The 23,836-nt window shown below is 58.6% G+C and carries 24 protein-coding genes; 17 read left to right on the top strand and 7 right to left on the bottom strand.

All coding sequences use genetic code 11. The annotated features are described in order from the left end of the window. Positions 1 to 4 precede the first annotated feature (4 nt). The 13 genes from ACM6IO_RS10925 to ACM6IO_RS10865 all read left to right on the top strand — a co-directional run bounded on the left by ACM6IO_RS10925 (position 5) and on the right by ACM6IO_RS10865 (position 13,125). Positions 5 to 1,381: an oligosaccharide flippase family protein gene (locus tag ACM6IO_RS10925; protein ID WP_226299879.1), complete on the top strand. Its 1,377-nt coding sequence runs from the start codon at positions 5 to 7 to the stop codon at positions 1,379 to 1,381. A gap of 52 nt (positions 1,382 to 1,433) precedes the next feature. Continuing rightward, positions 1,434 to 1,628 carry a hypothetical protein gene (locus tag ACM6IO_RS10920; RefSeq protein WP_008041073.1) on the top strand — a complete coding sequence of 65 codons (195 nt, stop codon included), beginning with the start codon at positions 1,434 to 1,436 and terminating at the stop codon, positions 1,626 to 1,628. Continuing rightward, positions 1,625 to 3,088, top strand: a complete 1,464-nt coding sequence (locus tag ACM6IO_RS10915) for a GMC oxidoreductase (protein WP_414911449.1) — start codon at positions 1,625 to 1,627, stop codon at positions 3,086 to 3,088. Before ACM6IO_RS10920 ends, ACM6IO_RS10915 begins: the two co-directional genes overlap by 4 nt. A gap of 75 nt (positions 3,089 to 3,163) precedes the next feature. Further along, positions 3,164 to 3,775 carry an acyltransferase gene (locus ACM6IO_RS10910; protein WP_414911448.1) on the top strand — a complete coding sequence of 204 codons (612 nt, stop codon included), beginning with the start codon at positions 3,164 to 3,166 and terminating at the stop codon, positions 3,773 to 3,775. Beyond that, complete coding sequence (locus ACM6IO_RS10905) at positions 3,772 to 4,728, top strand: glycosyltransferase family 2 protein (protein WP_223451983.1); 957 nt, start codon at positions 3,772 to 3,774, stop codon at positions 4,726 to 4,728. The genes ACM6IO_RS10910 and ACM6IO_RS10905 overlap by 4 nt, the downstream gene beginning before the upstream one ends. An 8-nt stretch (positions 4,729 to 4,736) precedes the next feature. Beyond that, on the top strand, positions 4,737 to 5,261 hold the full coding sequence (locus ACM6IO_RS10900) for a serine O-acetyltransferase (protein WP_008033928.1): 525 nt from the start codon (positions 4,737 to 4,739) through the stop codon (positions 5,259 to 5,261). Between the two features lie 43 nt (positions 5,262 to 5,304). Then, positions 5,305 to 6,282 (top strand): glycosyltransferase family 2 protein, encoded by a 978-nt coding sequence (locus ACM6IO_RS10895; protein ID WP_192229090.1) that lies wholly within the window; start codon positions 5,305 to 5,307, stop codon positions 6,280 to 6,282. A gap of 7 nt (positions 6,283 to 6,289) precedes the next feature. Beyond that, entirely contained in the window at positions 6,290 to 7,225 is a 936-nt protein-coding gene (locus ACM6IO_RS10890; RefSeq protein ID WP_414911447.1) for a DUF535 family protein, read from the top strand. A 75-nt stretch (positions 7,226 to 7,300) separates the two neighbouring features. Further along, positions 7,301 to 8,503: a glycosyltransferase gene (locus ACM6IO_RS10885; protein ID WP_414911446.1), complete on the top strand. Its 1,203-nt coding sequence runs from the start codon at positions 7,301 to 7,303 to the stop codon at positions 8,501 to 8,503. After that, on the top strand, positions 8,500 to 9,687 hold the full coding sequence (locus ACM6IO_RS10880) for a glycosyltransferase family 2 protein (RefSeq protein WP_414911445.1): 1,188 nt from the start codon (positions 8,500 to 8,502) through the stop codon (positions 9,685 to 9,687). Before ACM6IO_RS10885 ends, ACM6IO_RS10880 begins: the two co-directional genes overlap by 4 nt. Beyond that, on the top strand, positions 9,687 to 10,421 hold the full coding sequence (locus ACM6IO_RS10875; RefSeq protein WP_414911444.1) for a WecB/TagA/CpsF family glycosyltransferase: 735 nt from the start codon (positions 9,687 to 9,689) through the stop codon (positions 10,419 to 10,421). Before ACM6IO_RS10880 ends, ACM6IO_RS10875 begins: the two co-directional genes overlap by 1 nt. 423 nt (positions 10,422 to 10,844) lie before the next feature. Continuing rightward, positions 10,845 to 11,930, top strand: coding sequence for a hypothetical protein (locus ACM6IO_RS10870; protein ID WP_414911443.1), 1,086 nt, complete (start codon positions 10,845 to 10,847; stop codon positions 11,928 to 11,930). A gap of 58 nt (positions 11,931 to 11,988) precedes the next feature. Continuing rightward, a complete protein-coding gene (locus ACM6IO_RS10865) occupies positions 11,989 to 13,125 on the top strand; it encodes a glycosyltransferase 61 family protein (protein ID WP_414911442.1) in 1,137 nt (378 codons plus the stop codon). A gap of 49 nt (positions 13,126 to 13,174) precedes the next feature. Here ACM6IO_RS10865 and ACM6IO_RS10860 read toward each other — a convergent pair whose 3' ends face one another. The 7 genes from ACM6IO_RS10860 to ACM6IO_RS10830 form a co-directional block, all read right to left on the bottom strand. Beyond that, positions 13,175 to 14,599, bottom strand: a complete 1,425-nt coding sequence (locus ACM6IO_RS10860) for an undecaprenyl-phosphate glucose phosphotransferase (RefSeq protein ID WP_008041091.1) — start codon at positions 14,597 to 14,599, stop codon at positions 13,175 to 13,177. Between the two features lie 384 nt (positions 14,600 to 14,983). After that, positions 14,984 to 15,505, bottom strand: coding sequence for a hypothetical protein (locus ACM6IO_RS10855; RefSeq protein ID WP_008041092.1), 522 nt, complete (start codon positions 15,503 to 15,505; stop codon positions 14,984 to 14,986). Positions 15,506 to 15,663: 158 nt separating this feature from the next. Beyond that, positions 15,664 to 16,185 carry a methylamine dehydrogenase light chain gene (locus ACM6IO_RS10850; protein WP_008033908.1) on the bottom strand — a complete coding sequence of 174 codons (522 nt, stop codon included), beginning with the start codon at positions 16,183 to 16,185 and terminating at the stop codon, positions 15,664 to 15,666. A gap of 17 nt (positions 16,186 to 16,202) precedes the next feature. Next, positions 16,203 to 16,823, bottom strand: coding sequence for a methylamine dehydrogenase accessory protein MauD (gene mauD, locus ACM6IO_RS10845; RefSeq protein ID WP_008041094.1), 621 nt, complete (start codon positions 16,821 to 16,823; stop codon positions 16,203 to 16,205). Between the two features lie 3 nt (positions 16,824 to 16,826). Continuing rightward, complete coding sequence (locus ACM6IO_RS10840) at positions 16,827 to 17,366, bottom strand: MauE/DoxX family redox-associated membrane protein (protein ID WP_226299868.1); 540 nt, start codon at positions 17,364 to 17,366, stop codon at positions 16,827 to 16,829. 13 nt (positions 17,367 to 17,379) lie between these two features. Continuing rightward, positions 17,380 to 18,528 carry an amine dehydrogenase large subunit gene (locus ACM6IO_RS10835; protein ID WP_192229052.1) on the bottom strand — a complete coding sequence of 383 codons (1,149 nt, stop codon included), beginning with the start codon at positions 18,526 to 18,528 and terminating at the stop codon, positions 17,380 to 17,382. A 283-nt stretch (positions 18,529 to 18,811) separates the two neighbouring features. Continuing rightward, on the bottom strand, positions 18,812 to 20,293 hold the full coding sequence (locus ACM6IO_RS10830; protein ID WP_414911441.1) for an ATP-binding protein: 1,482 nt from the start codon (positions 20,291 to 20,293) through the stop codon (positions 18,812 to 18,814). A 342-nt stretch (positions 20,294 to 20,635) separates the two neighbouring features. Between ACM6IO_RS10830 and ACM6IO_RS10825 the strand changes: the two genes are divergently transcribed. Genes ACM6IO_RS10825 through ACM6IO_RS10810 form a run of 4 tightly spaced genes read left to right on the top strand, consistent with a single transcriptional unit; the run spans position 20,636 to position 23,830 of the window. Beyond that, complete coding sequence (locus tag ACM6IO_RS10825; protein WP_414911440.1) at positions 20,636 to 21,799, top strand: acyl-CoA dehydrogenase family protein; 1,164 nt, start codon at positions 20,636 to 20,638, stop codon at positions 21,797 to 21,799. Between the two features lie 25 nt (positions 21,800 to 21,824). Beyond that, the gene (locus tag ACM6IO_RS10820) at positions 21,825 to 22,196 is read left to right on the top strand and encodes a hypothetical protein (protein WP_008033901.1); all 372 of its coding nucleotides are present in this window, start codon (positions 21,825 to 21,827) and stop codon (positions 22,194 to 22,196) included. Positions 22,197 to 22,199: 3 nt separating this feature from the next. Further along, complete coding sequence (locus ACM6IO_RS10815; protein ID WP_414911439.1) at positions 22,200 to 22,685, top strand: nuclear transport factor 2 family protein; 486 nt, start codon at positions 22,200 to 22,202, stop codon at positions 22,683 to 22,685. Continuing rightward, entirely contained in the window at positions 22,682 to 23,830 is a 1,149-nt protein-coding gene (locus tag ACM6IO_RS10810; protein WP_414911438.1) for an amidase, read from the top strand. Before ACM6IO_RS10815 ends, ACM6IO_RS10810 begins: the two co-directional genes overlap by 4 nt. The last annotated feature ends 6 nt before the right edge of the window (positions 23,831 to 23,836 follow it).

The raw sequence follows: 23,836 nt of genomic DNA, 5'->3' as shown, positions 1-23,836 counted from the left end.
TGTTATGCCTTCAGTTGATATATCGCCATCGTTGAGCCTGCGCAAGCGAGCGATATTCGCCGGAGCATGGAATCTCGGAGCACTTGTCACCTCTCAAGCCGTGCGCCTGGGCGGCAACCTGATCATGGCTCGCCTGCTGATGCCGGAGATGTTCGGCATCATGATTATCGCTACCACCGTTTCGGTCGTTATCCATTTGCTTTCCGATGTGGGCTTGCGCCAGAACATCATCCAGAGCCCGCGTGGTGACGATCCGGTATTTCTCAATACCGTCTGGACCGTGCAGATCGTGCGCGGTTTTATCCTTTTTGCCTCGACACTTCTGATCGCAGGCCTGGCCTGGTTCGCGCAGGTCATCAATCTGTGGTCGCCTGGATCCACCTATGCCGCACCGGAGTTGCCGCTGGTGTTGGCCATTACTGGCTTGTCCGCGCTCATCTATGGTTTTCAGTCGACAAAGGTCGACGTGGCCGTTCGTGCATTCCAGCAAAAGAAAGTCGTGCTCGCCGAGTTTGCGTCCCAGATTTCCGGCCTGCTGGTGATGCTGGTTATCGGCTACTTCACCCGGTCTATCTGGTCACTGGTGGGGGCGGGGCTGGTTTCCGCCCTGGTCAGTCTGCTTCTGGGGCATTTCTGGTTTAAGGGCCCGCATAACCATCTGCAGTGGGATCGCAGTGCGCTCCAGGAGCTGGTCGTCTTCGGGCGCTGGATATTGTTGTCGTCGGCAGTGGGCGTATTGGCCATGAATGGCGATCGCATCTGGTTCGGCGGCAGCATGTCGGCCGCCGAACTGGGTGTTTATTCCATTGCCGTGCTGATTCTGGGGGCTATTACTCTCGGCGCGCAGAGGCTGGTTGGCGCCGTGGCGTTGCCAGCTTTCAGCGAGGCGGCAAGAAGCAATGACACCGTACGGCTGCGCGCTTTGTATGACCGCTTCAGACTGATTATCGACATCGCCTTGCTGTTTATTTGCGGGCTGTTGTGGGTCATCAGCCCTCTCATCATTCACTGGTTATATGATGAGCGTTATGCCGAGGCCGGCAACATGATGGCCGTGCTCTCACTGTCTTTCTTCATCTTGCGCTATGGCGTGGCGCATCAAGCCTGGCTTGCCTTGGGGCTCACGAAGTACCAGGCCATGGATAACATTATTCGCGCCATCTCGTTATGGGTGTTACTGCCGCTGCTGCTGGCCGTTGGCGGCGTGAAATATGCAATTTGGGGTGTCGCGCTGCATACGTTTCCTACACTTGTGCTAATTGTTTATGTGAACCGTCGTGTGGGGCTGTTCAATCTCAAACGAGAGCTGGCTGTACTGCCAATGGTGCTGGTAGGCGTCGGGTTTGGGGAGTTAGTGTTGGGCCTTGCCAATTGGCTTTGACTTGATTCAAGTCTTTTGCAGTCTTCAATTTCAATGTCGGGGAGCTTGAAGCATGAGTGAACTTGATTTGAATATCTCCGCGATGGGGCGCAGAGAACTCCTCCAGGCGTTCGCTCTATTAAGTCTGGGGGGGATGACATTTGGACTGCCCTCGCTCCTTGCTTCGCCTTCTTCTGAAAAAAGCGGGTTTGTCGTCGTCAACGGCTGGGTGTTGCCGGCCCAGTATTTTCGGCAAACGCGAACATGATCAAAGATTACCAATCGCAGAAAGAACTCCGCGATCATTATGACTTCTGCATCATCGGGGCCGGGCCGGCGGGCATCACGCTGGCGTTGCGCCTGGCCGGGAATGGTCGGCACGTGTTGCTGATCGAGGGCGGGGGGCACGAGTATTCGCAGCCCTCGCAAACCCTTTATGACTGCCCCTCGACAGGCCTGGATGTCTACGCACATGAAACACGCCTGCGCTTTCTCGGCGGCACGTCCAACCACTGGGCGGGGCGTTGCCGTCCCTTCGAGAAGTCAGACTTCGAAATGGCTCCTCCGGTCAAACTGCCCGGCTGGCCCATCGCGTTTTCCGAGATCGAGCGTTATCTGCCAGCGGCCATGGCTATTGTGGATCTTCCGACGGATTCCGGATTCAAGGCCATTAATGCGTCCATGGATGGCAACGACTTTGACGCGGATCGTTTCCTGCTGAGCCCGCCGACACGATTTGCACAAAAATACGCCAAGGAACTTCAAGAGACCGAGGGGCTTGATGTCTTCATCAATTGCAACTGTGTCGATCTTGAGTTCGATGCCAGGACCGGCCGCATAGCCACCATCGTTGTGTCCGATTACGAGAAGCACCGGGAACGAGTGAAGGCAAAGCAATTCATTCTGGCGACGGGCGCCATCGAGAATGCCCGGCAGCTGATGAACAGCGAGTCCCTGGCATCCGCCGGCATTGTCAGCAAGGACGGTTTCGTCGGCAGATGTTTCATGGAACACCTGAACCTCGAGCTGGGCACCTTCATTCTGGGGGAGGGGCAGAGTACCGAGCCTCGGCAGTATTTCACCACCGATGCGTTTGTCGCGCACTTTCAGTCAGGTAAAGGGAACGTTTCTGCTGCGTTGCTGGCGGAGGTCAAAGCCTATGGGCGAACAGCGGCCATCAAGGGTTTTCTGGAGACCCTCGTCTGCGACGTCGGAATGGGGCACAAGATCGATTTCATTACGAATTTCAATTGCCCTGGCGACGGGGTGATTACCACCCTCATCGAACAATTTCCCAACCTTAACAGCCGCGTCAATTTGCTCGAGGCGCGAGATGCCTTGGGGATGCGCAAGGTCAACATCAACTGGGAGCTGGTCCTCGAAGACAGGCATACCATCAAATCGATAGGGCTGGAGGTGGCGAAGTGTTTTGCCGAAACGGGGTTGGGCTTCGTCAAGCTGCATGAGTACGTGTATGACGTCTCTGTGCCACTGAAAGTGACGCCCCATGCTCATCATATGGGGACTACACGGATGGCCTCGGGGCCTGAGTCCGGTGTGGTCGACGAGAACTGCAAAGTGTTCGGCACCGAGAATCTTTACGTGGCGGGCAGCAGTGTCTTTCCTACAGCCGGTGCGAGCAATCCGACCATGCCGCTTTTACAGCTTACCCTGAGGCTGGCAGATCATCTCAATCATCAAGAGGGCCCGGCGGGCAGATATTCCTGATACTACAATCAAAAAAACCGGGGTGTACCTGGCTCTGGCACGGATGAACATCGCAGGATTTGTGAGGCTGACAGGATGATAGGGCTGGCAAGACGTGCTGTAAGTTATTACGTCAACAAAACGGGGCGGGGACGCTGGCTCTTTAAACGGTTTTGTAATCCTGACGGGTTCGAGTGGGCTCGATATCTGGCGCGCTGGGGATCGCTGCATTCCATCGGCAGCAATGTGTGGATCAATGTCGGGTGCAATATCGCTGACCCTTCGCTGGTGCGCCTCGGCAACAACATCGCTTTAGCGGATTGCACGCTGTTCTGCCACGATGGAGCCGTTTTCTTCTCCACTATCTACAACGTAAAACTCGATTCTGTCGGACCTGTCGACATCCGTGACAACTGCTTTGTCGGGCATGCTGCGATCATCATGCCGTGTGTGACCGTAGGTCCGGGCTCAATTGTCGCCGCAGGTGCTGTTGTCAGGAAAGATGTTCCGCCTGGTGTCGTGGTCGCGGGCAATCCAGCGAGGGTCATTTGTACCGTTGACGAGCTGATGAAAAAATTCGAGACGCGCTGCAACGACTATCCGTGGATGGACCTGATCAGAGAACGCAACGGTGCCTATGATCCAGGCGTGGAGCCGGCGCTGATGGCCATGCGAGTGCAGTACTTTTTTGGCGAGTCACCCAAATGATCAATACGCCCCTTGATGTGCTGGTCGTCAACTACAACACAGCGAAGCTGTTGCAGCCGATGTTTGATGCATTGCGCCAGTCAAACAGTGCGGATCTGACGCGCTACTTGATGGTGGACAATGCCTCTGCCGACAATTCGCTGGAGTGTCTGGCCTCCATTTGCCCGGAGGCGTTGCTGCTGGCCAATGACAAAAATGTGGGCTTTGGCCGTGCCAACAATCAGTTGGTTGAACACTTGCAGGGCAAGTACGCGTTACTCCTCAATACCGATGCCTTCGTTGCCGCCGACACCCTGAACAAAACCCTCGAATACATGGAGGCTCATCCTGATTGCGGCGTGCTTGGCGTTCGGCTGGTCGGACGCGAAGGCGACTTGCAACCCTCCTGCCGCTATTTCCCCACACCGTTGAATGTCTTCCTTTCCCGTGCAGGGCTTGAACGCTTTTTCCCGGTGGTGAAGCGGGTCGACGACATGGAATGGGATCACGACTCGGTCCGTGAATGCGACTGGGTGCCCGGCTGCTATTACCTGATTCGCCGGGAAGTCATCGACCAGGTGGGCTTGTTCGACCCGCGCTACTTCCTTTACTACGAGGAAGTTGACCACTGCAAACGCGTTAAAGAGGCCGGTTGGAAGGTGGTTTTTTACCCGCATACCACGGTGGTGCATATCGGTGGTGAAAGCGCCAAAACAGTGGTTGAACTCAACGCGGTCAGTCGGCAAATACCCAGGATGCAAATCGAAAGCGAGCTGTTGTACTTCCGCAAGCACCACGGCCTGCTGGGGTTGGGCTGGCATATGTTCCTGGTTTGCCTGGGGGATCTGATTCTGGCGCTCAAGGCGCTGCTCAAAGGTCGTGGCCGAGCCGCCATCGCGGCGTGCTGGCAGCATACGCGTGCCACTTGGGCGCTGCTGCGTGAAACCCGACTCGCTACCCAACCCACACGGTAGGTCAATCAATGTTCGAGAATATACGGGCGGACTTGCGTGCCTATGGTGGTGATTGGGGCGCTCAGGGATTCTGGGTCATGCTGGTTTATCGCTTCGGGCGCTGGCGCTACGGTGTGCGCCCGGCACTGCTGCGTAAATTGCTCTCCTTTATCTATAAAGTGCTCTTCAAACTGGTGCAGATCATGACGGGCATCGAGTTGCCCTGTGAAGTCGTGGTCGGGCGCAACTTCGTCATCGATCATTTCGGCGGGATTGTGATCAGTGGCTATGCGCAGTTTGGCGATGATTGCCGGATCCGCAATGGCGTCGTCGTAGGCCTGAAGAATGTGAACGAGCCGATTGCCCCGGTGATTGGCAATAATGTGGATATCGGCACCGGGGCCAAGGTATTGGGCAACATCCGCATTGGTAACAATGTCGTGATCGGCGCCAACGCCGTGGTACTGACCGACGTACCCGACGACTCGGTGGCCGTGGGTGTGCCCGCGACCATCAAGAAAAGGAAGTCAGTAGAAACAGAGGAATACTCATGAGTTATCCGAAGGCCTGTTTCGATGGCGGCGCTGAGTGAGCGTCATGACTACCGGCATGGGTGTCGTTGTGATCGGTCGTAATGAAGGACTGCGGTTGCAGCGTTGCCTGGCGTCGCTGGTAGATGCCGCGCAGCAGGTCGTTTATGTCGACTCCGGCTCAACCGATGGTTCGGTGCCAATGGCGCAGGCGCTTGGCGTCGAGGTGGTCGAGTTGGATATGAGCATCCCCTTTACCGCTGCACGCGCGCGCAATGAAGGATTTGCCTGCGTGCAACGCGTGTTGCCTTCGCTGCGTCATGTGCAGTTCGTCGATGGTGATTGCGAGGTCGTCGGCGGCTGGCTGTCAAAGGCGCAAGCCTTTCTGGATGCGCACCCTGAGGTGGCGGTGGTGTGTGGGCGACGCCGTGAACGCTTTCCTCAGCATTCGATTTACAACCTGTTGTGCGATCTCGAATGGGACACGCCGATAGGCGAGGCCAAGGCCTGCGGGGGCGATGCGTTGATGCGGGCTGACGCCTTCGCCGATGTGTCGGGGTTTCGCCCGGATCTGATTGCCGGGGAAGAGCCCGAGTTGTGTGTGCGGCTGCGTGCCAAGGGCTGGAAAGTCTGGCGGCTGCCTGAGGAAATGACCCTGCACGATGCGACCATGACCCGGTTCGGCCAATGGTGGAAGCGAACCCTGCGCGGCGGCTACGCTTTTGCCGAAGGTGCTTATTTGCATGGGGCGGCCCCCGAGCAGCATTGGCTGCGTGAGTCACGCCGCGCGTGGTTCTGGGGCCTGGGCATTCCGCTGGCAACTGTTCTCGCCAGCCTGGTGCTGGGAGGGGCTGGCCTGCTGTTGTTGCTGGTCTACCCATTGCAGGTCGTGCGCCTGGCCCGTCGGGGTTCGGGATCCGCGCGGGAAAACTGGTTGCAGGCATTCTTTCTGGTGCTGGGAAAATTTCCCGAGATGCTGGGGCAATTGAAGTTTCTTTTGAACAGGTTCGGCGCTCGCAAGTCCGCGTTGATCGAATACAAGTGAGACTTAAATGAATAACTGGCAACTGCTGAAAAACGCGTTTTCTTTGCATGCTGGTTATTCATTGAGAGCCGTGAAAAACAAGCTCGAATTAATGATTTTAGTGGCGAAGAACTGGGCTGATCTCAAGCTGTTCACCGGGCGTATGTCGAACGCTTTGGGCAGTGCCGGTTTTGCGAAGTTGGGCGGGGATTGTGTGGGGGTTGTTCATTGGCCCTACATCAGCAAAAGCTGGAACCCTCAGGACCGACTGAGTGTGTTGGCCTCGCACTATGAAGTGGTGACGAAAAGCTGCCCGCAGCTATTGCTGTTTGGTCGAAGTGAAAGTCTGGTGTTGAGTGACTTGTCGGCCTTCGCTGCCGATTGTTCCCTGGTGCTGGATCGACCCATTTGGTTTATGCGTGAAGGCGAACTGGTATTGAACCTGTTTCAGGGTGATTTACGCATTGCATCGATTGCGTTCACCTTGTGTTGCACCGAGGGTGAACTGTGTATTTTCATCGGTGCCGTGCAAGGGATTCACAAAGGGGTGGAGAGCGAACGCTCCCTGGACATTTATCGGGAGCTGACAAAAAGTTTCGAAGGTCTTCGGCCACGAAGCTTTCTGATTGAAGTCATCAAATACATCGCGACCCGGATTGGCGTTGAAAAGATCTACGCAGTAAGCGATGGGTTTCGTCATCACCGACACGCCTATTTTGGTGCTGAAAAAACCCAGGACCTGGCGGCCAATTACGATGTGATCTGGCTGGAACATGGCGCGACGCCGTCAGCGCGGGAAGACTTCTTTGAAATCCCCATGGCCCCGTCGAGCAAACCGCTTGAGAGTATCGCTTCGAAAAAACGCGCCATGTACCGCAGGCGTTATGAGTTGCTGGAGGACACGTTCAAAAAGATAGACGGCGTGTTGATTGGCAGTTATAGCCACCCGCGTGGGGCTGATTGAGGTTCCAGGCCACTGAACTACCGTGGGATGCCCCGCTGTAATCATTCACCGCAACGACAGCCAAGCTTGGTGCTTATGCGTATCGCTTACTTCATTAATCAATACCCCAAAGTCAGCCATAGCTTCATTCGTCGCGAGATTCTGGCATTGGAGCGTCAGGGCTTTGAAGTGCAGCGCATTGCCCTGCGCGGCTGGGATGCGCAGTTGGTGGATGCCGAGGACGTGTCCGAGCAAGCCCAGACCCACTATGTGTTGCAGGGCGGAGTCAAAGCGCTGGCAGGGCCGGTGCTGCAAGTGCTGCGCGCTCAGCCTCGACGCTTTTTTTCGACGCTGTGGCTGGCGTTGCGCATGGGCCTGCGTGCCGATCGGCCGTGGCCGTATCATGTGATCTATTTGTTCGAGGCGTGCCGGTTGTTGTCCTGGTTGCAAGTGTTCGGCGCCAGGCATGTGCATGCGCATTTCGGCACCAATTCAACCGAGGTGGTGATGTTGGCCCGTGCGCTCGGCGGGCCTGCGTACAGCTTTACCGTGCACGGCCCGGAAGAGTTCGACAAACCACAATTTATCCATCTGGGCGAGAAAGTCCGGCGCGCGGCGTTTGTCGCAGCGATCAGTTCCTATGGGCGCAGCCAGTTGTTTCGCTGGGTGGAGCATGCGCATTGGGAAAAGGTCAAGGTGGTTCACTGCGGCCTGGAGCGGGCGTTTCATGAGGTGCCGGCTGTCGCTGTGCCGTCTGTGCCACGGTTGGTGTGCGTGGGGCGCTTGTGCGAGCAGAAGGGGCAACTGTTGTTGCTTGAGGCGGCGCGAAAACTGGCGGCGCAAGGCGTGGTGTTCGAGATCGTACTGGCCGGCGACGGGGAAATGCGTGCAGAGATCGAAACCCTGATTACGCGGCATGGCTTGCAGGCGCAGGTGCGCATTACCGGCTGGATCAGCAGCGATCAGGTGCGAGCGCAAATCCTGGCGTCGCGGGCCCTGGTGTTGCCGAGCTTCGGCGAGGGCTTGCCGGTGGTCATCATGGAAGCCATGGCCTTGCGCCGGCCCGTGCTGACGACCTACGTGGCGGGCATTCCCGAACTGGTGCGTCAGGGCGAGAACGGCTGGTTGTTTCCCGCGGGCGCCGTGGATGAGTTGGCGGTGGCGCTGGCCGACTGCCTCGCGCAACCTGTCGAGGTGTTGCAGCGGATGGGCGATGCTGCGTATCAGCGGGTGCTGGAGCGGCACGATATCGATACCGAAGCAGCCAAGCTGGCTGAATTGTTCAAGGCGCACGCATGATCACGTTACTGGGTTGGCTGTTCAGTGCACTGCTGATACTCATCGTCCTGCCGGTGTGGGTGTTGTTCGTGCAGGTGCTGCTGGCCAGCCTGCCGGTGCGATCGCTTGCACCGGCGCAAGGATCGCGACCGAGGGTGGCGGTGCTGGTGCCGGCTCACAATGAGTCCTCGCTGATCGTCGCGACGTTAAACAGCATTCTGCCGCAACTGCTGGCGGGCGATCGCCTGGTGGTTGTCGCGGACAACTGTACTGACGACACGGCCGCGCTGGCCCGCGCCGCGGGTGCCGAGGTGGTGGAACGCAGCAATGCTCAGCAGCGAGGCAAGGGGTATGCACTGGACTTCGGGGTGCGTTACCTGGCCAGCGATGCACCGGACGTGATGATTGTTGTCGATGCCGATTCGCGGGTGGGTGAAGGCTCGATTGAGCGTTTGGCACTGTGCTGCATCGACTCCGGGCGTCCAGCACAGGCCCTGTACTTGATGCATGCGCCTGCAGGCTCCGGGTTGAAAGTGCAAATTGCCGAATTCGCCTGGTGCGTGAAGAATCAGGTGCGAGCGCAGGGATGGGCCCGACTGGGGTTGCCTTGTTCGTTGATGGGCTCGGGAATGGCGTTCGCCTGGCGGGATCTGGCGTTGATCGAATTAGCCAGTGGCCACATCGTCGAAGATTTGAAGATGGGCCTGGATTTCTGCCGAAGCGGCAAACCTCCCCTGTTTTGCCCCGGTGCGTTGGTCAGCAGTGATTTTCCGCGCAGCGACGAAGGCCTGAGCATCCAGCGCACACGCTGGGAGCATGGTCATCTCGGGGTCATCCTCAGTGATGCGCCAAGGTTGCTGTTAGAGGCTATCCGCAAAGGCAACTTGAACCTTCTGGCAATGACCGCGGATTTACTGGTCCCGCCGCTGGCCTTGCTGACGTTGCTGCTGGTGGTCGCCTTCAGCCTCTCATGGCTGGTGGTGTTGCTCGGCGGCGCGTTGACGCCAGCCTTGATCGCGTCTTTCGGGCTCGCACTGTTGGGCGTGACTGTCTTGCTGGCATGGAGTCGGTTCGGTCGCGGGATCATCGCGTTTTCAGCCTTGTTGTATGCGCCGTTCTACGCGTTGAAGAAAATCCCGCTGTACATTGGTTTTGTGCTCAAGCGCCAGGTCGACTGGGTGCGTTCGAAGCGAGATGACACCTGATGAGCCCCTTATCCTGGCAGCACAACTGGCAAACCATCCTGCGCAAACTCAGGGTGGTTAGCGATGCTGGCGACGAACAACAATTGATTGATGCATTGTCCCGGTCCGAGGGGACGACAGTGCTTGGATTCGTCAATGCCCATGCCATGAACCTGGTGACGGCCAACCCCGCTTATTACGACGCGCTGTCGGCGGCCGACGTGTTGTTACGGGATGGCTCCGGCATGGCGATCCTGTATCGCCGACTCGGTCTCGAACCGGGGCTGAATATGAACGGCACCGATTTCATCCCCAAATTACTGGCCGCCTACAAGGGCCGGCGCGTGGCGTTCTGGGGGACTGAAGAGACCTTTCTGGCCAACGCGGTGCGGCATTGCGAAGCGGTGTTTGCGGTCAATGTCGTCTCTGCTCACCATGGTTTTGCAGGGGTGGATGATTACGTCAACCTTGCCCGTCAGTCACTGCCGGAACTGGTGGTGCTGGGGATGGGTATGCCCAAGCAGGAAGTCGTTGCCGCGAGACTGGCCGCCAGTGGCGTGCCATGCCTGGTGGTATGCGGTGGGGCGATCCTGGATTTTCTCGGCGGCAAGGTGACGCGAGCTCCGCAATGGGTGCGTCGCCTCGGTTGTGAGTGGGTGTTCCGGCTGCTCAGTGAGCCAAAGCGATTATTCACTCGCTATATCGTGGGTAACCCCAAGTTTTTGTTACGCACACTCATCTGTCGAAGTTCCTGACGTAACAGGAATTTGACGTCAGTTTTAATATTCGGGCTGCCTGAAAAGCACGTCTGAAATATCTTGCAAAACTCTGCGCCAGCATCTTTACTCACCCTTGTATTACCGACTCGGTGGATGAGTTGGAGCGTTTTTTTGTTAAGGTTGGAGACGAATAAATGACGTCAGAAAATCTTGATTACAGAGAGTGAATGGCGAGTTTCTCGCAAGAAAGACAGCTGGACGTACATTCAAAAAACAGCGCACATCATATTGGTAGTTATGGTTTGCCGCATATTTTGAAAAGCGTGGTGAGCTATCGACTCTCATTTCGAGTGTTTGATCTATTGGTTTGAAAACTCAAATGAACGCTTCTTGATGTGTGCTAATAAGCAAATGAACGCATATATATCAAAACTGATACACAAGTTAATGTCGCCTTCCATGCGATTTGAGCTAAGAAAAGCGCTCGCCTGGTTAGGTGATATAGCCGCGCGCGCCTGTGTTTGGCGCTGGGAAATCGCCAGGTTCAAACTGCGGGAAGACAGCCGCTACGACATTCTTTACGTGGGCAGAAAATCCCAGCGGGAATTTGTGAAGGTGCTCCTGGGGGCTGAGCCTCAGGGGGTTGATAACCTGTCGAAATCAGACCGCACGGTCGTTGTCAGTGACATGCCGAGCTGGGGTGCATTGTATGTGCCGCAATACCTGAGTGCTGTCGTGCCACTGCGCAGATCCATTGATGAGATTACGGCGCGATACAACACTGAGTTACGTCGCAATCTACGCAAGAACCGGTTGCGCTACGGCATGAAGCAAGCATTGAACGATGATGAGATTGAAACGGCGGATCGGGAAATGCTTCAACCCTACGCCAGGGCTCGTCATGGCGCAGCCGCCTCGCAAATTGCATCACATGAAGTTCAGCGGGTGGCTAAAAGAGCCGGACGCCTCGATCTGGTGGTGTTGGAAGACCAGGTTGTTGCCTGCCATCTGGGGTGCGTCGTCACTCGCGCGGGCAAGCGCTATTGGAGCACCGTGCGTTTTGGCTACCCTGACGAGGTGTTTTCAGATGCCAGGAAATTACGTGAAGTCAATTCCATCACCACGTTCATGGCGCTCGAGTGGGCAATAGAAAACGGATTTGATTACTACGATATCGGGACGTGTCTGGCACGTCCGGACGACGGGCTTCTTGAGTGGAAAAGAAGGCGCGGCGGTGATGTCGATACGCTGGGAAACCATGGCTACGTGTTTGTTCGGCTGCCCAGGACCGGCGCTGCGCAGTTTCTGTGGGAGACGCCGCTTTTTGCTGTTGAAGGCAAACATTTGACACTTCATCTTGGAATACCCGACGGGCCAAGTGATGAAGAAGTTGCAAATCGATATCGTGAAATGGGCTTTGGGGGACTATCCAAACTGTATCTCCATTGTTCCAGGGAACCGGGCGCCGCGCTGCTCGATAACTTGCGTAGTCGCTATGCTCATTTGAAGTCGCCGCCCATTCTGCAAACTGTTCTCTGCACTTGAGATATTGAAAAGTAGTTGGCTGTAAATACTGCGCAATCATATTGCGCCGGGGGTGTCTATGTCGGAATTCAGCGCGTTGGCAAGTAGCGGCCCGGCGAAGTGGAGCCTGGCGGCTTATAAACACCTCTTTAAAACACGCCTTGCCCGGAAACCAGCATTAACGCTGCAAAGTATGGCGGTGAAAACCTGGGATATTGCGCCGGGTGAAGTCGCGTTTGCTCAACCCGCCTTCTTTCTTCCCAATCAACTTGAGCGTGTGACGGGATGGGAAGAGCAACTTTTTTATCCCCATGAACATCCTCGTCGCACAATGGAAGGCGTCGGTCGTGTTGAACATGGACCGACCCGGGGTTATTTGCTCAAAGATGTCTGGATGATCGATGGCGCGCTCTACAAAGGAAGCGCCAAATCCTGGTTGACGCCTGGCGTTGGCCGGCTGCCGGGGGTTCGCGTCGAAAACGAAATCGAGCGCGGCGCGTTGTATTGCACGGCGGGGGGCAACAAGTGGTTTGGCAGTTGGCTGACGGACGATTGCCTGACCTATTCACTGGCCTGCAACGAAGGCGTTCCAGTGACCACGGCTCCCTCCGCCAACATTGTTTCCACCACCAGGAACGGCATCCTTCACACCCCCGGTTATGAGGACTGGCTTGGCATGAAGCCGGTTCGTTTACGTAATGCGTTTTTTCGTGAACTCGTGATCTTTGACGACATAAGTCAAAATCGCCACAAGCATCTGCGCTTCCGTGCAATGGGCGAAAAGTTGCTGTCCCACGTCAACACGAGCGCTCATCCAGGCGTGTTTATCCTGAGAGGTGGTCGCGGCGATTTACGCTTGTTGCGTAACGAAATGGAGTTGGCTGAGCGTCTGCGTGATCGTCGGGGTTTTCGCATTCTCGACCCGGCGCTGTGCGATGTTGCGACCATTGTCGCGACCTGTGCCGGTGCAAGAACCGTGATAGGGGTCGAGGGCAGTCAATTGATCCATGGGGTTAATGTATTGCCGCCGGGTGGGGCGCTGCTGGTGTTGCAACCTCCCGAGCGTTTCATCTGCTATTTCAAGTACCTGACCGATCGTGACCATCAACACTTTGGTTTTGTCGTCGGTACTCCCGCGGGCAATGGTTTTACTATCGACCCCGACGAGGTCGAGCGCACGCTGGACCTGTTTCCGTCATCGTGCGGTGAAGTGTAGGAGCGAGCATTCGAGCGTCGACCGGCTGCTCCTGCAGTTTCACTACGGATTAATAGGCCTGTTTGCCGGAGAAGGCAGATACCGTTCGTAAAAGAATGATGAAGTCGAGCCAGAGCGACCAGTTGTTGATGTACTCGATGTCTGAGTCAACCCGGCGAATCATTTGTTCTACATCTTTCGTTTCACCACGAAGACCCCGCACCTGCGCCAGCCCGGTGATACCCGGTTTAATGTTATGTCGCGCAAAGTAGCCCGAGACATCGGGTGAGTACTGCACGTCGTGTTGAATCGCGTGCGGGCGAGGCCCCACCAGCGACATTTCGCCCATCAACACGTTGAACAATTGCGGCAGCTCATCGAGGCTGGTTTTGCGAATAAAGGCGCCCACCCTGGTCACGCGTGGATCATTCTTTTGTGCCTGCTTGACGGTGCCGTCCGACGGCTGATGGACCACCATGCTTCTGAACTTCCAGATACTGAAAACTTCGCCGCTCCACCCCATGCGTTGCTGACGAAAGAACACGGGGCCGGGGCTATCGATCTTGATCGCAAGGGCAACTAACGCCAGCACTGGCGCCGCAAAAAGCAGGATCAGGAAAGCGCCGACCTTGTCTTCGAGATTCTTCAGAAACAGTCGCATCCCCATCAGCGGAGTTTCGGACAAGGTCAGCACGGGAATGCCGGCAATCTCGCGAACACTGTGGTTGATCAACTTCAAGGCGAAAATGTCAGGCACCCAGTTAACCCTGACGTGTTTGTCGAACAGGCTTAAATAAACCTTCTGGATAACTTCGGAGCCGCCCACAGGGGTCACAAAATAGACGGTACGAATGGCGTGTTTGACAACCAACTCATCAAGATCAGAGATGTTGCCCAGTATCGACAGGCGTGGTGCGCCTTCCACGCCTTCCTTTGCCCAGTCATCGTCCGCGCCAATCAACACACAGCCAACGATGCGTTCACCGAGCCAGGGGTTGTTACTGATTTTCTTGTGGAGGTAGCTCGCCAACTCGCCCGAGCCAATGATCAGCGAGTTTTCCAGTTGCGTCGGGTGGGCCAGGAATTTCTTCTGCATTTCCCGTGAGGCGAGGTGCAAAAACAACTGGGCGAAATAGCCAAGAACAAATAACTCCCCAACCAATAGCCGCGAATACCGTTCGCTGGTTTTGGTCAGGAAAGCCATGGCAACGAGAAAACCAAAGGTCGCGGTCCATGCCTTCAGAAGCTTGAAGGCTTTGACAGTGAACCCGACATTGCTGCGGTAAATGGCATAGTGGTCGTACACGACGGCCAGCGCGCCAAGCAGCAGCAGGAGCATGATGACGTAGTCTTGCGAGATGAAGCCGATGTGATAATTGATCAAGAACCACGCAACACCGGTTACCGCAACGCAATCGAGACCGGCCTGAACAACGATACTGGTACTGCTTCTTCGCTGGAGAACGGAACGGGTACTGTTAGGCTCAAATATCATCTTTAGACCTCATTTGCTTTCCCTTGCGCTCGGTAATGACGAGATTCAGGTCAACACAGCCCTCATTTGAGAGCCTCAGCGTCACCGACAAGCTGCTCATACTTGTGACAGGTTTGCACCCTCAAATGCGTAAATCCGGTGAGACGAAGACAGGTGCTGTCACTTTAGCACCACTGTGCACACATTCATTCTATAGCTACGGATTCAGACAACATCCATATATAAAAATGCACTCGGACACAAGGTGCCGGGCAAACCACGGAGAGACGCCTGCACGGCGTTTGCCGCAAGGTCGTCTTGTTATCGCAGAGGAGAGTTGGCGCAGCGGAAGGGCGGGGGAACGGGCCCCCGTTTTTGCAATGACGGCTTTGGTTCAAGCCGTTGTCAGTTGTTCATCCCGTCTTCAATTGCGATGCCTTGCGCACGCATTTGCTGGATCAGACCGGCGCGGGTGCCGGGGAGGTTGAGCATGGTTTCTGCGCGCAGTGCCGCCACTTCGTCGGCGCTGTAAGGCTGATAGTCGGCCGGCGTGCTTTTACCCGCCATCCCGTCGGCACGGATCAACCAGTTGAGCAGGTCGGCCAGTTGCGCGTTGTCCAGCGCGGACTGCGACATGCCCGGCACGCGCACGAGAAACTCGCGGCCGCCCGGCACTTTCAGAAAGTTGCCGACAAACCCCGCCATCCGGGGCGTGTCATTCGCGGCAGAACCCATGCCATTGCCCAAGTGGCAACCGGCGCATTGCAGTTGGTAGTTCACGCCAACGCTGTAACCGGCCTGGGCAATCGGTTTTTGCAGGGCTTCATTGCCCGGCGCATGCCGTTGCGCCGGGTCCGGGATGGCCCTGGCATGAACGAGCGGGGCGGTCATGGCGCAGACAAGACCGAGGATGAGCAACCTACCCATAAGCAGCACCTCCACTTGTACAGGTAAACATCGGACCTGTAGGAGCCGGCTTGCTGGCGATGGCGTTCTTGAAAACGCTATCGTCGGAACGCCGCCCGCAGCAAGCCGGCTCCTACAAAAAGCCATCGTTTGCGTGAGCAGCCGACGGTAAATGCGCGTTAAACCGCAACGCCACGAATGATCGAAACGGTGCAGTGGTAGATGTGCGATTTGGCGGCCAGGCACCAGTTCACATCGTTGTTGTTGAACGGGCGATAGGCCGGTTCTTCACTGTCGTTACGGGTGCAGGCGCACTGCGCACAGCTCTGCTTACCGCAGCAGTCGTTGTACGAAATGATGTAATCCTTGCCGTCGGCCGGGTTGCGGCAGGTGCCGATCCAGGTCACTTGCGACACTTCCGTGCCCGGTGGGCAGGACGTCACCGACCCTCCGCAACAGCTGCACAAAAAGCCATCGATGGAGCAGTAGCGCCAGTAGTCGCAGGTGTTCGGATCACCCGGGTCACCGGCTTTCGGGTTATCGGCGGCCAGGGCTTTGCTGGTGCGATCCAGCGGCAACAGCAGCGGCAACGCGGCGCCGGCAACCATCAGAGAACCCATGCGCGACAGCAGTTTGCGTCGTGAGGTTGTGTCGGCAACACGACGAGTCGAACGCTCAAACAACAGATCCAGCAGTTTCATGAAGGTCTCCTGCCTTATCAGTGGCTATGGCCGTGGCTGTGGTCGTGTGCATGCGGCTGGCTGTTGAGGTATTCCTGCAGCGTCGCGCTTTTCAGGTGCTCGACTTCGAACAGGCTGTCCAGGTGCTCGCGGGAATTGACCAGGCCTTTGGCGCGCAGGGTGCCGCTCTTGTCGATCAGCGCGGCGTACGGCAGCTTACCGATCTGGTAGGTCATGCCCACTTCAGGCCCGACCACATAAGTGGCGTCTTCCAGTTTGTGTTCGGTGATCAGCTTTTGCTGGGCGTCCATGTCGCCGTCACTGATGAACACCACGTCGAGGCGATCGGCCTGTTCCTTGGCGATGGATTTGATCGCCGGCAGCAGCGACTTGCAGATCGGGCAGGTTGGCGAGAGGAAGAACAGCAGTTGCGATTTCTCGCCGGCATAGCCGAAGTTCACCGGGCGCCCTTTGCGGTCGGAGGCGGTGACCTGTGGCGCGGCTTCGTTGACCGCCACGCCTTTGTCCATCATCAACGCACCGGCCGGGGCCAGACGGCCGTGCAGCACACCAATCTGCCGGACCAGGCCCATGACGGCAAACGCCACGGCCACCAGCAGTACCCAGAGCAGAACGTTGGAAACGATTAAGCCTTCCATTGATCACCTACCAATCAGTTTGAGCAGAAGAGGGGAGTTCGCCAGCAAGCCATCGGCTGCGGCGTAAATCAGCAGCGCGACGGCGCTGGCGGCGACAGTCACGAAGCCGTCGAAAAAACCCAGGTCACGAACCACCGGCGAGACACTGGCCAGCAACGCCAGCGCTACCAGCGCGCTGTTGCGCAGCAGCAGAACCGGGCGCAGCGGTTGAGCCTGGTCCGGGCCGGCACAGCCGCAGTCGATATCGCGACGACCGCGCCACAGGTTGATGCCAATGGCCGCGGCATACAGTGCGATCAGGCTGGCGGCGCCCAACGCTGCCCAGGCACGGCTGACCGGTACCAGCAGCGCAAAGGCGATGGCCAGTTCAACCAGCGGAATGACGCGTGCGACGGGGCGTACGGCCACGTCGGGCAGCAGTTGGTAGTCCGCCAGTTGCCGGGCAAAACGTGCCGGCGCGCGCACCTTGTGGGTCGCGGCACTGGCCAGCAACACCGCGATGGCGAGGGCGCTGGCAATGATGAAGATCGGATCTAAGTGCATGGCCGAACCTCGGTTAGTAGCTCATGACCTGAGTCGCGGTTTTCGCGACTTTCGCCATGCTGCCGGTGAGCGTGTTGGTCTTCAGGTCGAAGATCTGCAAACCGCCTGCAACGTCGGCGCCCAGCAGCAGCGGCTTGTCGTCGCCGGTCGCCTGCATGCTCCACACCGGAACCGGTGCCTCCAGCGTGGCGACCTTCTTGTGGGTTTTCAGATCAAACGCCCAGATCAGCGGGCTTGGGTCTTCCCACTTCATCGGTTCGTGCGCGTCGTGCATCAGCACGTACAAGCGGTTCAGCTTCGGCGCGACGGCCATCAGCTGCCAGCCGCCCGGTGCCCAGCCGGCCTTCTTTTCCTCGTCGCTGGTCAGCGACCAGGACGGCAGGATTTTCGGTGCGTCGGCCGAGAAATCCACCGGGCGCACGGTGCCCGTGGTGGTGGTGAAGTAATAGGTGTCGCCGACGTTCACCGCGCGTTCCACCAGTTTTTCCGCGTTCGGGTCAAAGAACGGCGTGCGGCTGCGTGCGGTTTCCTGGCCCTGATCGTTCAGTGTGATCACTTGCAAACTGCCGTCGCCGCACAGCGAGGCGAAACGGCGATTGCCGATCGGGTAGTTGAGCACGCAACCGGGAATCGCCAGTTCGGCGGTGACGGCTTTGGCCTGGGTGTCGACCACGGTCACCGAGGTCGACGGGGTGAAGTTGTAGACGTAGACAAAGCGGTCATCGCCGCTGGTCTTCAAGCCGTAGCGCTGGGTCAGCGACTCGGCGCGCTTGGTAGGAATCAACAGCTCCCAGGCCGGCGACAGGGTCGAACTGTCCCAGGCGGTCAGCACGTCGGTGCGGGTGCCACGAGTGCCGCGCGAATAAAAGATGTCGGCGCTGTAGAGGGTTTTCTGATCGTGGCTGAGCGTCGAGGGCGCAGCAAAACCAGTCGGCACCATGCCGAGCACGCGTTTTTTATCGGGGTCGACCACGGTGACACGGCCCGCCACGAAACTTTCGAATTCGACGTCGACGATAAAGGCCCGATGAACTTCCGGCGGAAATGCCAGAACGGTCTGGCCGATCGTGTCAGCGGGCAGATCCGCGCTGGCATTGTTCAAACCCAGTACCAGCAGGCTGAGACTCAGCGCTGACTGTACGGTGATCCTGGTGGCTCGCATTAGGGGGAACTCCCTGAATTATTGTTCGTGCAAATCGCAAGTGCATTGGCAGATTTTTGCAGTTCGATTCTGCCTCGCTGGCAGAAGGGGGGAATTGCTGTGGCTGCCAAGCGTTTGTGTGTCTGTGCCAGTCTCGAAAAACCGGCTGCACACACCGCAATTGCAAGCCAAAACCACTGACCTGTAGGAGCCAGGCTTGCCGGCGAAGGCGTCCTTGAGTACGCCTTCGCCGGCAAGCCTGGCTCCTACAGGTTCGTGGTTTGATTCAGGTTCTTCGGCGGTGTCAGGCGGGAGTTGCGAGGGGCAGGGTGAAGGTGAACACGGCACCGCAGGGCTCAAGGTTTTGCGCCCAGATATCGCCGCGATGGCGGCCGATGATGTTTTTGCACAGCGCCAGGCCAATGCCGTTGCCGCTGACCTTGGAGGAGAAGAAACCGTCGAACAGCTTCTCTTGCGCCTGGGCCTGAATGCCGCGACCGCAGTCTTCGATGCGCACCAACGCCACGTCGTTTTCGCGGCTGGCGTGAATGCGCAGCACCCGTCGTTCAACAGGCAGATCGCTCATTTCTTCAATCGCGTTGAACGCCAGGTTAAGAATGACCTGACCGATCAGCACCTTCTCGCAGCTCACCCACAGCGGCGCGGGACTGGCGACAATCTCGACGCGGACCAGGCTCGGATCGGCGCGCAGGCTGATGAAATAGCGGGTTTCGCGCAGCAGTTCGTTGAGGTCGATCAGCTCTTCGGCCTGCTCCAGTTTGACCACGTAATCGCGCACGCTTTTGATGATCAGCGACGCATGCTCGATTTGCCGCACGGCGTTTTGCAAACCCCAGGCGACGCCCTGATCCGTGGCGGACTCCTTGCCCAGGCGAATCACTGCGCCTTCGATAAAGTTGCGGGTGGCGGCCAGCGGTTGGCTTAGCTCATGAGCAATGGCCACGGCCATTTCGCCCATGGCGTTGTAGCGCGCCAGGTATTCGAGTTTCTGCTCGCTGACCCGCCGTGCTTCTTCGGCGCGCACTTGTTCGGTGACGTCGCGAAACAGCAGCAGGTGACCGACCAGGTCGTCTTCGATCTCGATAAAACGACACGTCGCCTCATGCCAGCGCCATTCACCGTCGCGGCGTTGCAGGTGGTAGTGCACGCGGAAGGGCGCATGTTCCGGGGTCTCGCTGGCCAGCTGTTGCAGCAGCCGGCGGCGCGAATCGTCGTCGCACCATGACAGGAAGTTTTCGCCGATCAGCGTGTGTTCTTCGCTGTTGAGCAGGTGCGCGCCGGAGTCGCTGATAAAGCGGATATCACCTTCAGGGCCGAGCACCGCGACACCTTCGGCGAGGTCCTGCATGAATGCCTTGAGCCGGCTTTCGAAACGCTTGAGGTCGCGCTTGACCTTGTCCTCCCTGGAGATGTCGCGGAACTGCACCATCAGCACATCGCGACCTTCCAGATGCACCAGCGTAGCGACGGCCTCGGAGAGGATTTCCACGCCTTGCTTGGAGCGATAACACCACTCGATGGCGCGCTGGCCCGTGCGCGCTGCGCCTTCCAGCCAGCGCAGGCCGACCGAGCGCCGGTACTTGGGCGCGTCACGGGTCATGTCCGGGGCTTTCAGCGGCGTCAGTTCTTCGAGGGTAAAACCCAGCGCGTCGAGGGCGGCGGTGTTGGCCCAGAGGATCTCCTTGCTCTGCGCATCGTGAAGAATGATGCACAGCGGCATGGCTTCGATGAGGGTGAAAAAGTCGTGCGGTTTTGGCAGGTACATCGCGCAGTCCTGAGGAACCGGTGAAGGGAAAGTATGGCTTTTTATACCCGCTTGCGCGTGGGGATGCGCTCAGAGGTAACCGGGGGCGGGCTAGGGGATTCCTTTAGTGAAGAGGCTGCACGCACCAATAGTGGCGACCCGACGCGGTTTTTACACTGGACCTCAATGCAAGGGCAGCCACGCATCTTCTCTGCTTCTGTAGGAGCGAGGCTTGCCCGCGAAGAACGATAACGCGGTTTGCCATTAAGACCGAGGTGTCTCGTTCGCGGGCAAGCCTCGCTCCTACAGGGATCGATGTCGTTAGGCACGCCCCAACAACAATAAGCAAAACGGAGAAAGCCCATGCTGCGTTCAGCTGTCGCGGAGAAAGACCCTCTGCCAGGCGTCGACGGCAACACCGTCCACCGCCAGGCCTTTGAGCAGGTGCTGGCGGAAGTGCGCCAGCGTCGCGATGAATTCGACGCCGGTTCCCACGTGCCACGGGACATGATCGAGCGCTTCAAGCACGTGGGCATCTACCGCGCCGCCACGCCGAAATGCTTCGGCGGTGACGCCCTGGCGCCGGCGCTGTTCCTGCAAATGATCGAGCGTATTTCCGAAGCCGACGGCTCTGCGGGCTGGGTCGCCAGCTTCGGCAGCGCCGGCGTCTACCTCGCCGCATTGCCGCCGGAAACCCTCGCCGAAATCTACGCCCAAAGCCCGGACCTGGTGTTCGCCGGTGGCCTGTTCCCGCTGCAACCGGCTGAAGCTGTCGAGGGCGGCTGGCAGGTCAACGGCACCTGGAAATTCGCCAGCGGCTGCAAGGGCGCCGACTTGCTCGGCGTGGGGATTGGCGCGGCGGGTGGCAAGCCGCGCACCGCGGTGTTCCGTGCGGACCAGGTCGAGATCATCGAAAACTGGGACGTGGTCGGGCTCAAAGGCACCGGCAGTCACGACCTGCGCGTCAGCGACAAACACGTCGACGAACGCTGGACCTTCATCCGTGGCGGTGCCTCGACCATCGACGAGCCGCTGTTCCGCTACCCGTCGATTGCCTACGCCGCGCAAGTGCTGGCCGTGGTCAACCTTGGCCTGGCCCGTGCCGCCCTCGACGAAGTCAGTCGCATGGCCGCCGGCAGCGGCATCACCGGGGCACCGAAAATGGCCGACCGCGCCTACGTGCGCATCGAGATCGCCAAGGCCGAAGCCCGACTGGCCGCCGCCCGTGGCTTCTTCTACAACGCCACCGAGCAAGTGTGGAATTCGATCCTCGCCGGCAACCCGGTCACCGCCGAACAAACCAGCTTGTTGCGCTTGTCCGCGATTCACGTGTCCCAGGCGGGCGCCGCCGTGGTGCAGAGCGCGTACAGCCTCGCCGGCACCACCGCGATTTACCTGCGCCATCCGCTGCAGCGTTACCTGCGCGATTCGATGGTGGTCACCCAGCACGCGTTCCTCAGCGAAGGCCTGTACGACGGCGCCGGCTCGGTGTTCCTCGGCGTGCCGCCGTTCCCTGGCTACATCTGAACCCACTCTTCAAGGATCAATATTCATGTCCCAGACCACCCAAGAACCGCTGCGCGTCGTCTTCTGCATCGGCATCACCCAGAACTTTTTCGACCTGCCCACCGGCGAAGGCCTGAGCGTCTGGAAAGGCTTCAGCCAGATGATGGGCTCGCTCGGCGCCATGCCCGGCATCACTGTGCTCGGTGCGATGGACGATGACCGGCTGATGGTCGGCCCGTCCACCACCTCGCCGTGGACCGTCTACATCATGGCCGACGTCGACTGCCACCAGTCGGTGATCGATGCCTGCAATCTGTTCCGCACCACGCCGGTGAACGAGTACAGTCTGTGGCGCTACGCCAAGGTTGAAGCGCGCATCGGTCGTCCACTGACCATCCCTGATGCCGCCAGGGTGTAAGCCATGAACGAGGCCTTGTTGCAGCGTCTGGCGACGCTCGAAGGGGAGAGCCAGGTGCGCCGCTTGATGGCGCGCTACATGGACCTGTGCGACGTGCCGAGGGCGGTCACCCACGTCAGCGAGTTGGCGCAATTGTTCTGCATCGACGCCGTGTGGGAAGGCGTCGGCAGCGTCACCGCGCAAACCTTCGGCGAGCATCGCGGGCGTGAGGCGATTGCGGCGTTTGTCGGCGGTTACTTGCCGCCCTCGGAGCACTTTCACCTGAACCTGCATTACCTCACCAGCGAGTCGATCCTGGTCGACGGCAGCACCGCGCAGGGGCAGTGGATCATGCAGCAGGTGTCGACCTACGCCGATGGGCGCAGCGAGTTGTTCGGCACGCGCTTGAACATCGATTTTCGCTGTGTCGAGGGTGTCTGGCTGATCGCGCATTTCCGCACGCAACGCTTGTTCAATTCGGACCTCTTCACCTCGGAGTCGGGCGCATGAGCACGTTTATCAGCGAATTTTTACTCGGTGGCGACGGCAAGCGGGTCGCGATCAAGGACTCGATCGACATCGCCGGCCATCCGACCCGCTCGGGCAGTCGTGCGTTTGCCGATGCGGAACCGGCGCTGCGCAACGCCGACGTGGTGGACGCGATCCTCGACGCAGGCTGGCAAATCGTTGGCAAAACCAATATGCACGAGTTGGCGTTTGGCGTGACCGGGATCAACGACTGGACCGGCACGCCGATCAACCCGCAAGCACCGGACCGCGTGCCGGGCGGCTCTTCCAGCGGTTCGGCGGCAGCGGTTGCCGCCGGTCTGGCGGACATCGCCATCGGCACTGACACCGGCGGCTCGGTTCGCGTACCGGCGGCGTGCTGCGGCATCGCCGGCTTGAAACCGACTTATGGGCGGGTCAGTCGGGTCGGTGCGCATCCAGCGGCTTCCAGCCTCGATTGCGTCGGGCCGTTTGCCGCCGACATGGCGGATCTGATCGCGGCGATGCAAGTGATTTGCCCAGGCTTCCAGGTGCAGGGGTTGCCCTCTGGCAACGCGTCGGTGGGTTTTCTTGAAGTCGACTGCGACCCGCATCTTCAAGCATGCCTCGGCGCTGCCGCCGACTGCGCAGGCTGGCGTCGCAGCCAGCTGCACCTGAGCGATTTCGAAGCCGCATTCGCCGCAGGCCTCACCGTGATCAATTTTGAAAACTGGGCCGCGTTCGGCCACCTCACGGGTAAAGGCCTGATTGGCGCGGATGTCGAGCAACGCCTGCTGGCCGCGAGTCGCACCAGCGCGGCGGACCTGGCACAAGCGGAGAAAGTCCGCGCGCGCTTCAGCCAGCAAGTGGACGCCGCGCTGGAAGAATTCGCGGTGCTGCTGTTGCCGACGATGCCCAGCCTGCCACCGACGCTGATCGAAGCCCGCAGCGCCAGCAAAGCGGTGGCCGGCATGACCCCGTTGGTGCGGCCGTTCAACCTCAGCGGCCATCCGGCGCTGACGGTGCCGGTGGAACTGGAGGGCAGCGGATTGAAAGTCGGCCTGCAGATTGTCGGTCGTAAAGGTCAGGACGAGCTGGTCTGCGCCTTCGGTGCGCAGTTGCAACAGAGCATGGCCGGCGAACGGTCGACCCCTAACAAGAAATCATAAAAAGCC

It is taken from the genome of Pseudomonas sp. IT-P44, from assembly GCF_949768225.1.
Taxonomy (GTDB): domain Bacteria; phylum Pseudomonadota; class Gammaproteobacteria; order Pseudomonadales; family Pseudomonadaceae; genus Aquipseudomonas; species Aquipseudomonas migulae.
Note: the sequence above shows the minus strand (reverse complement) of the source record. Positions and strands in the feature narration are given on the sequence as shown.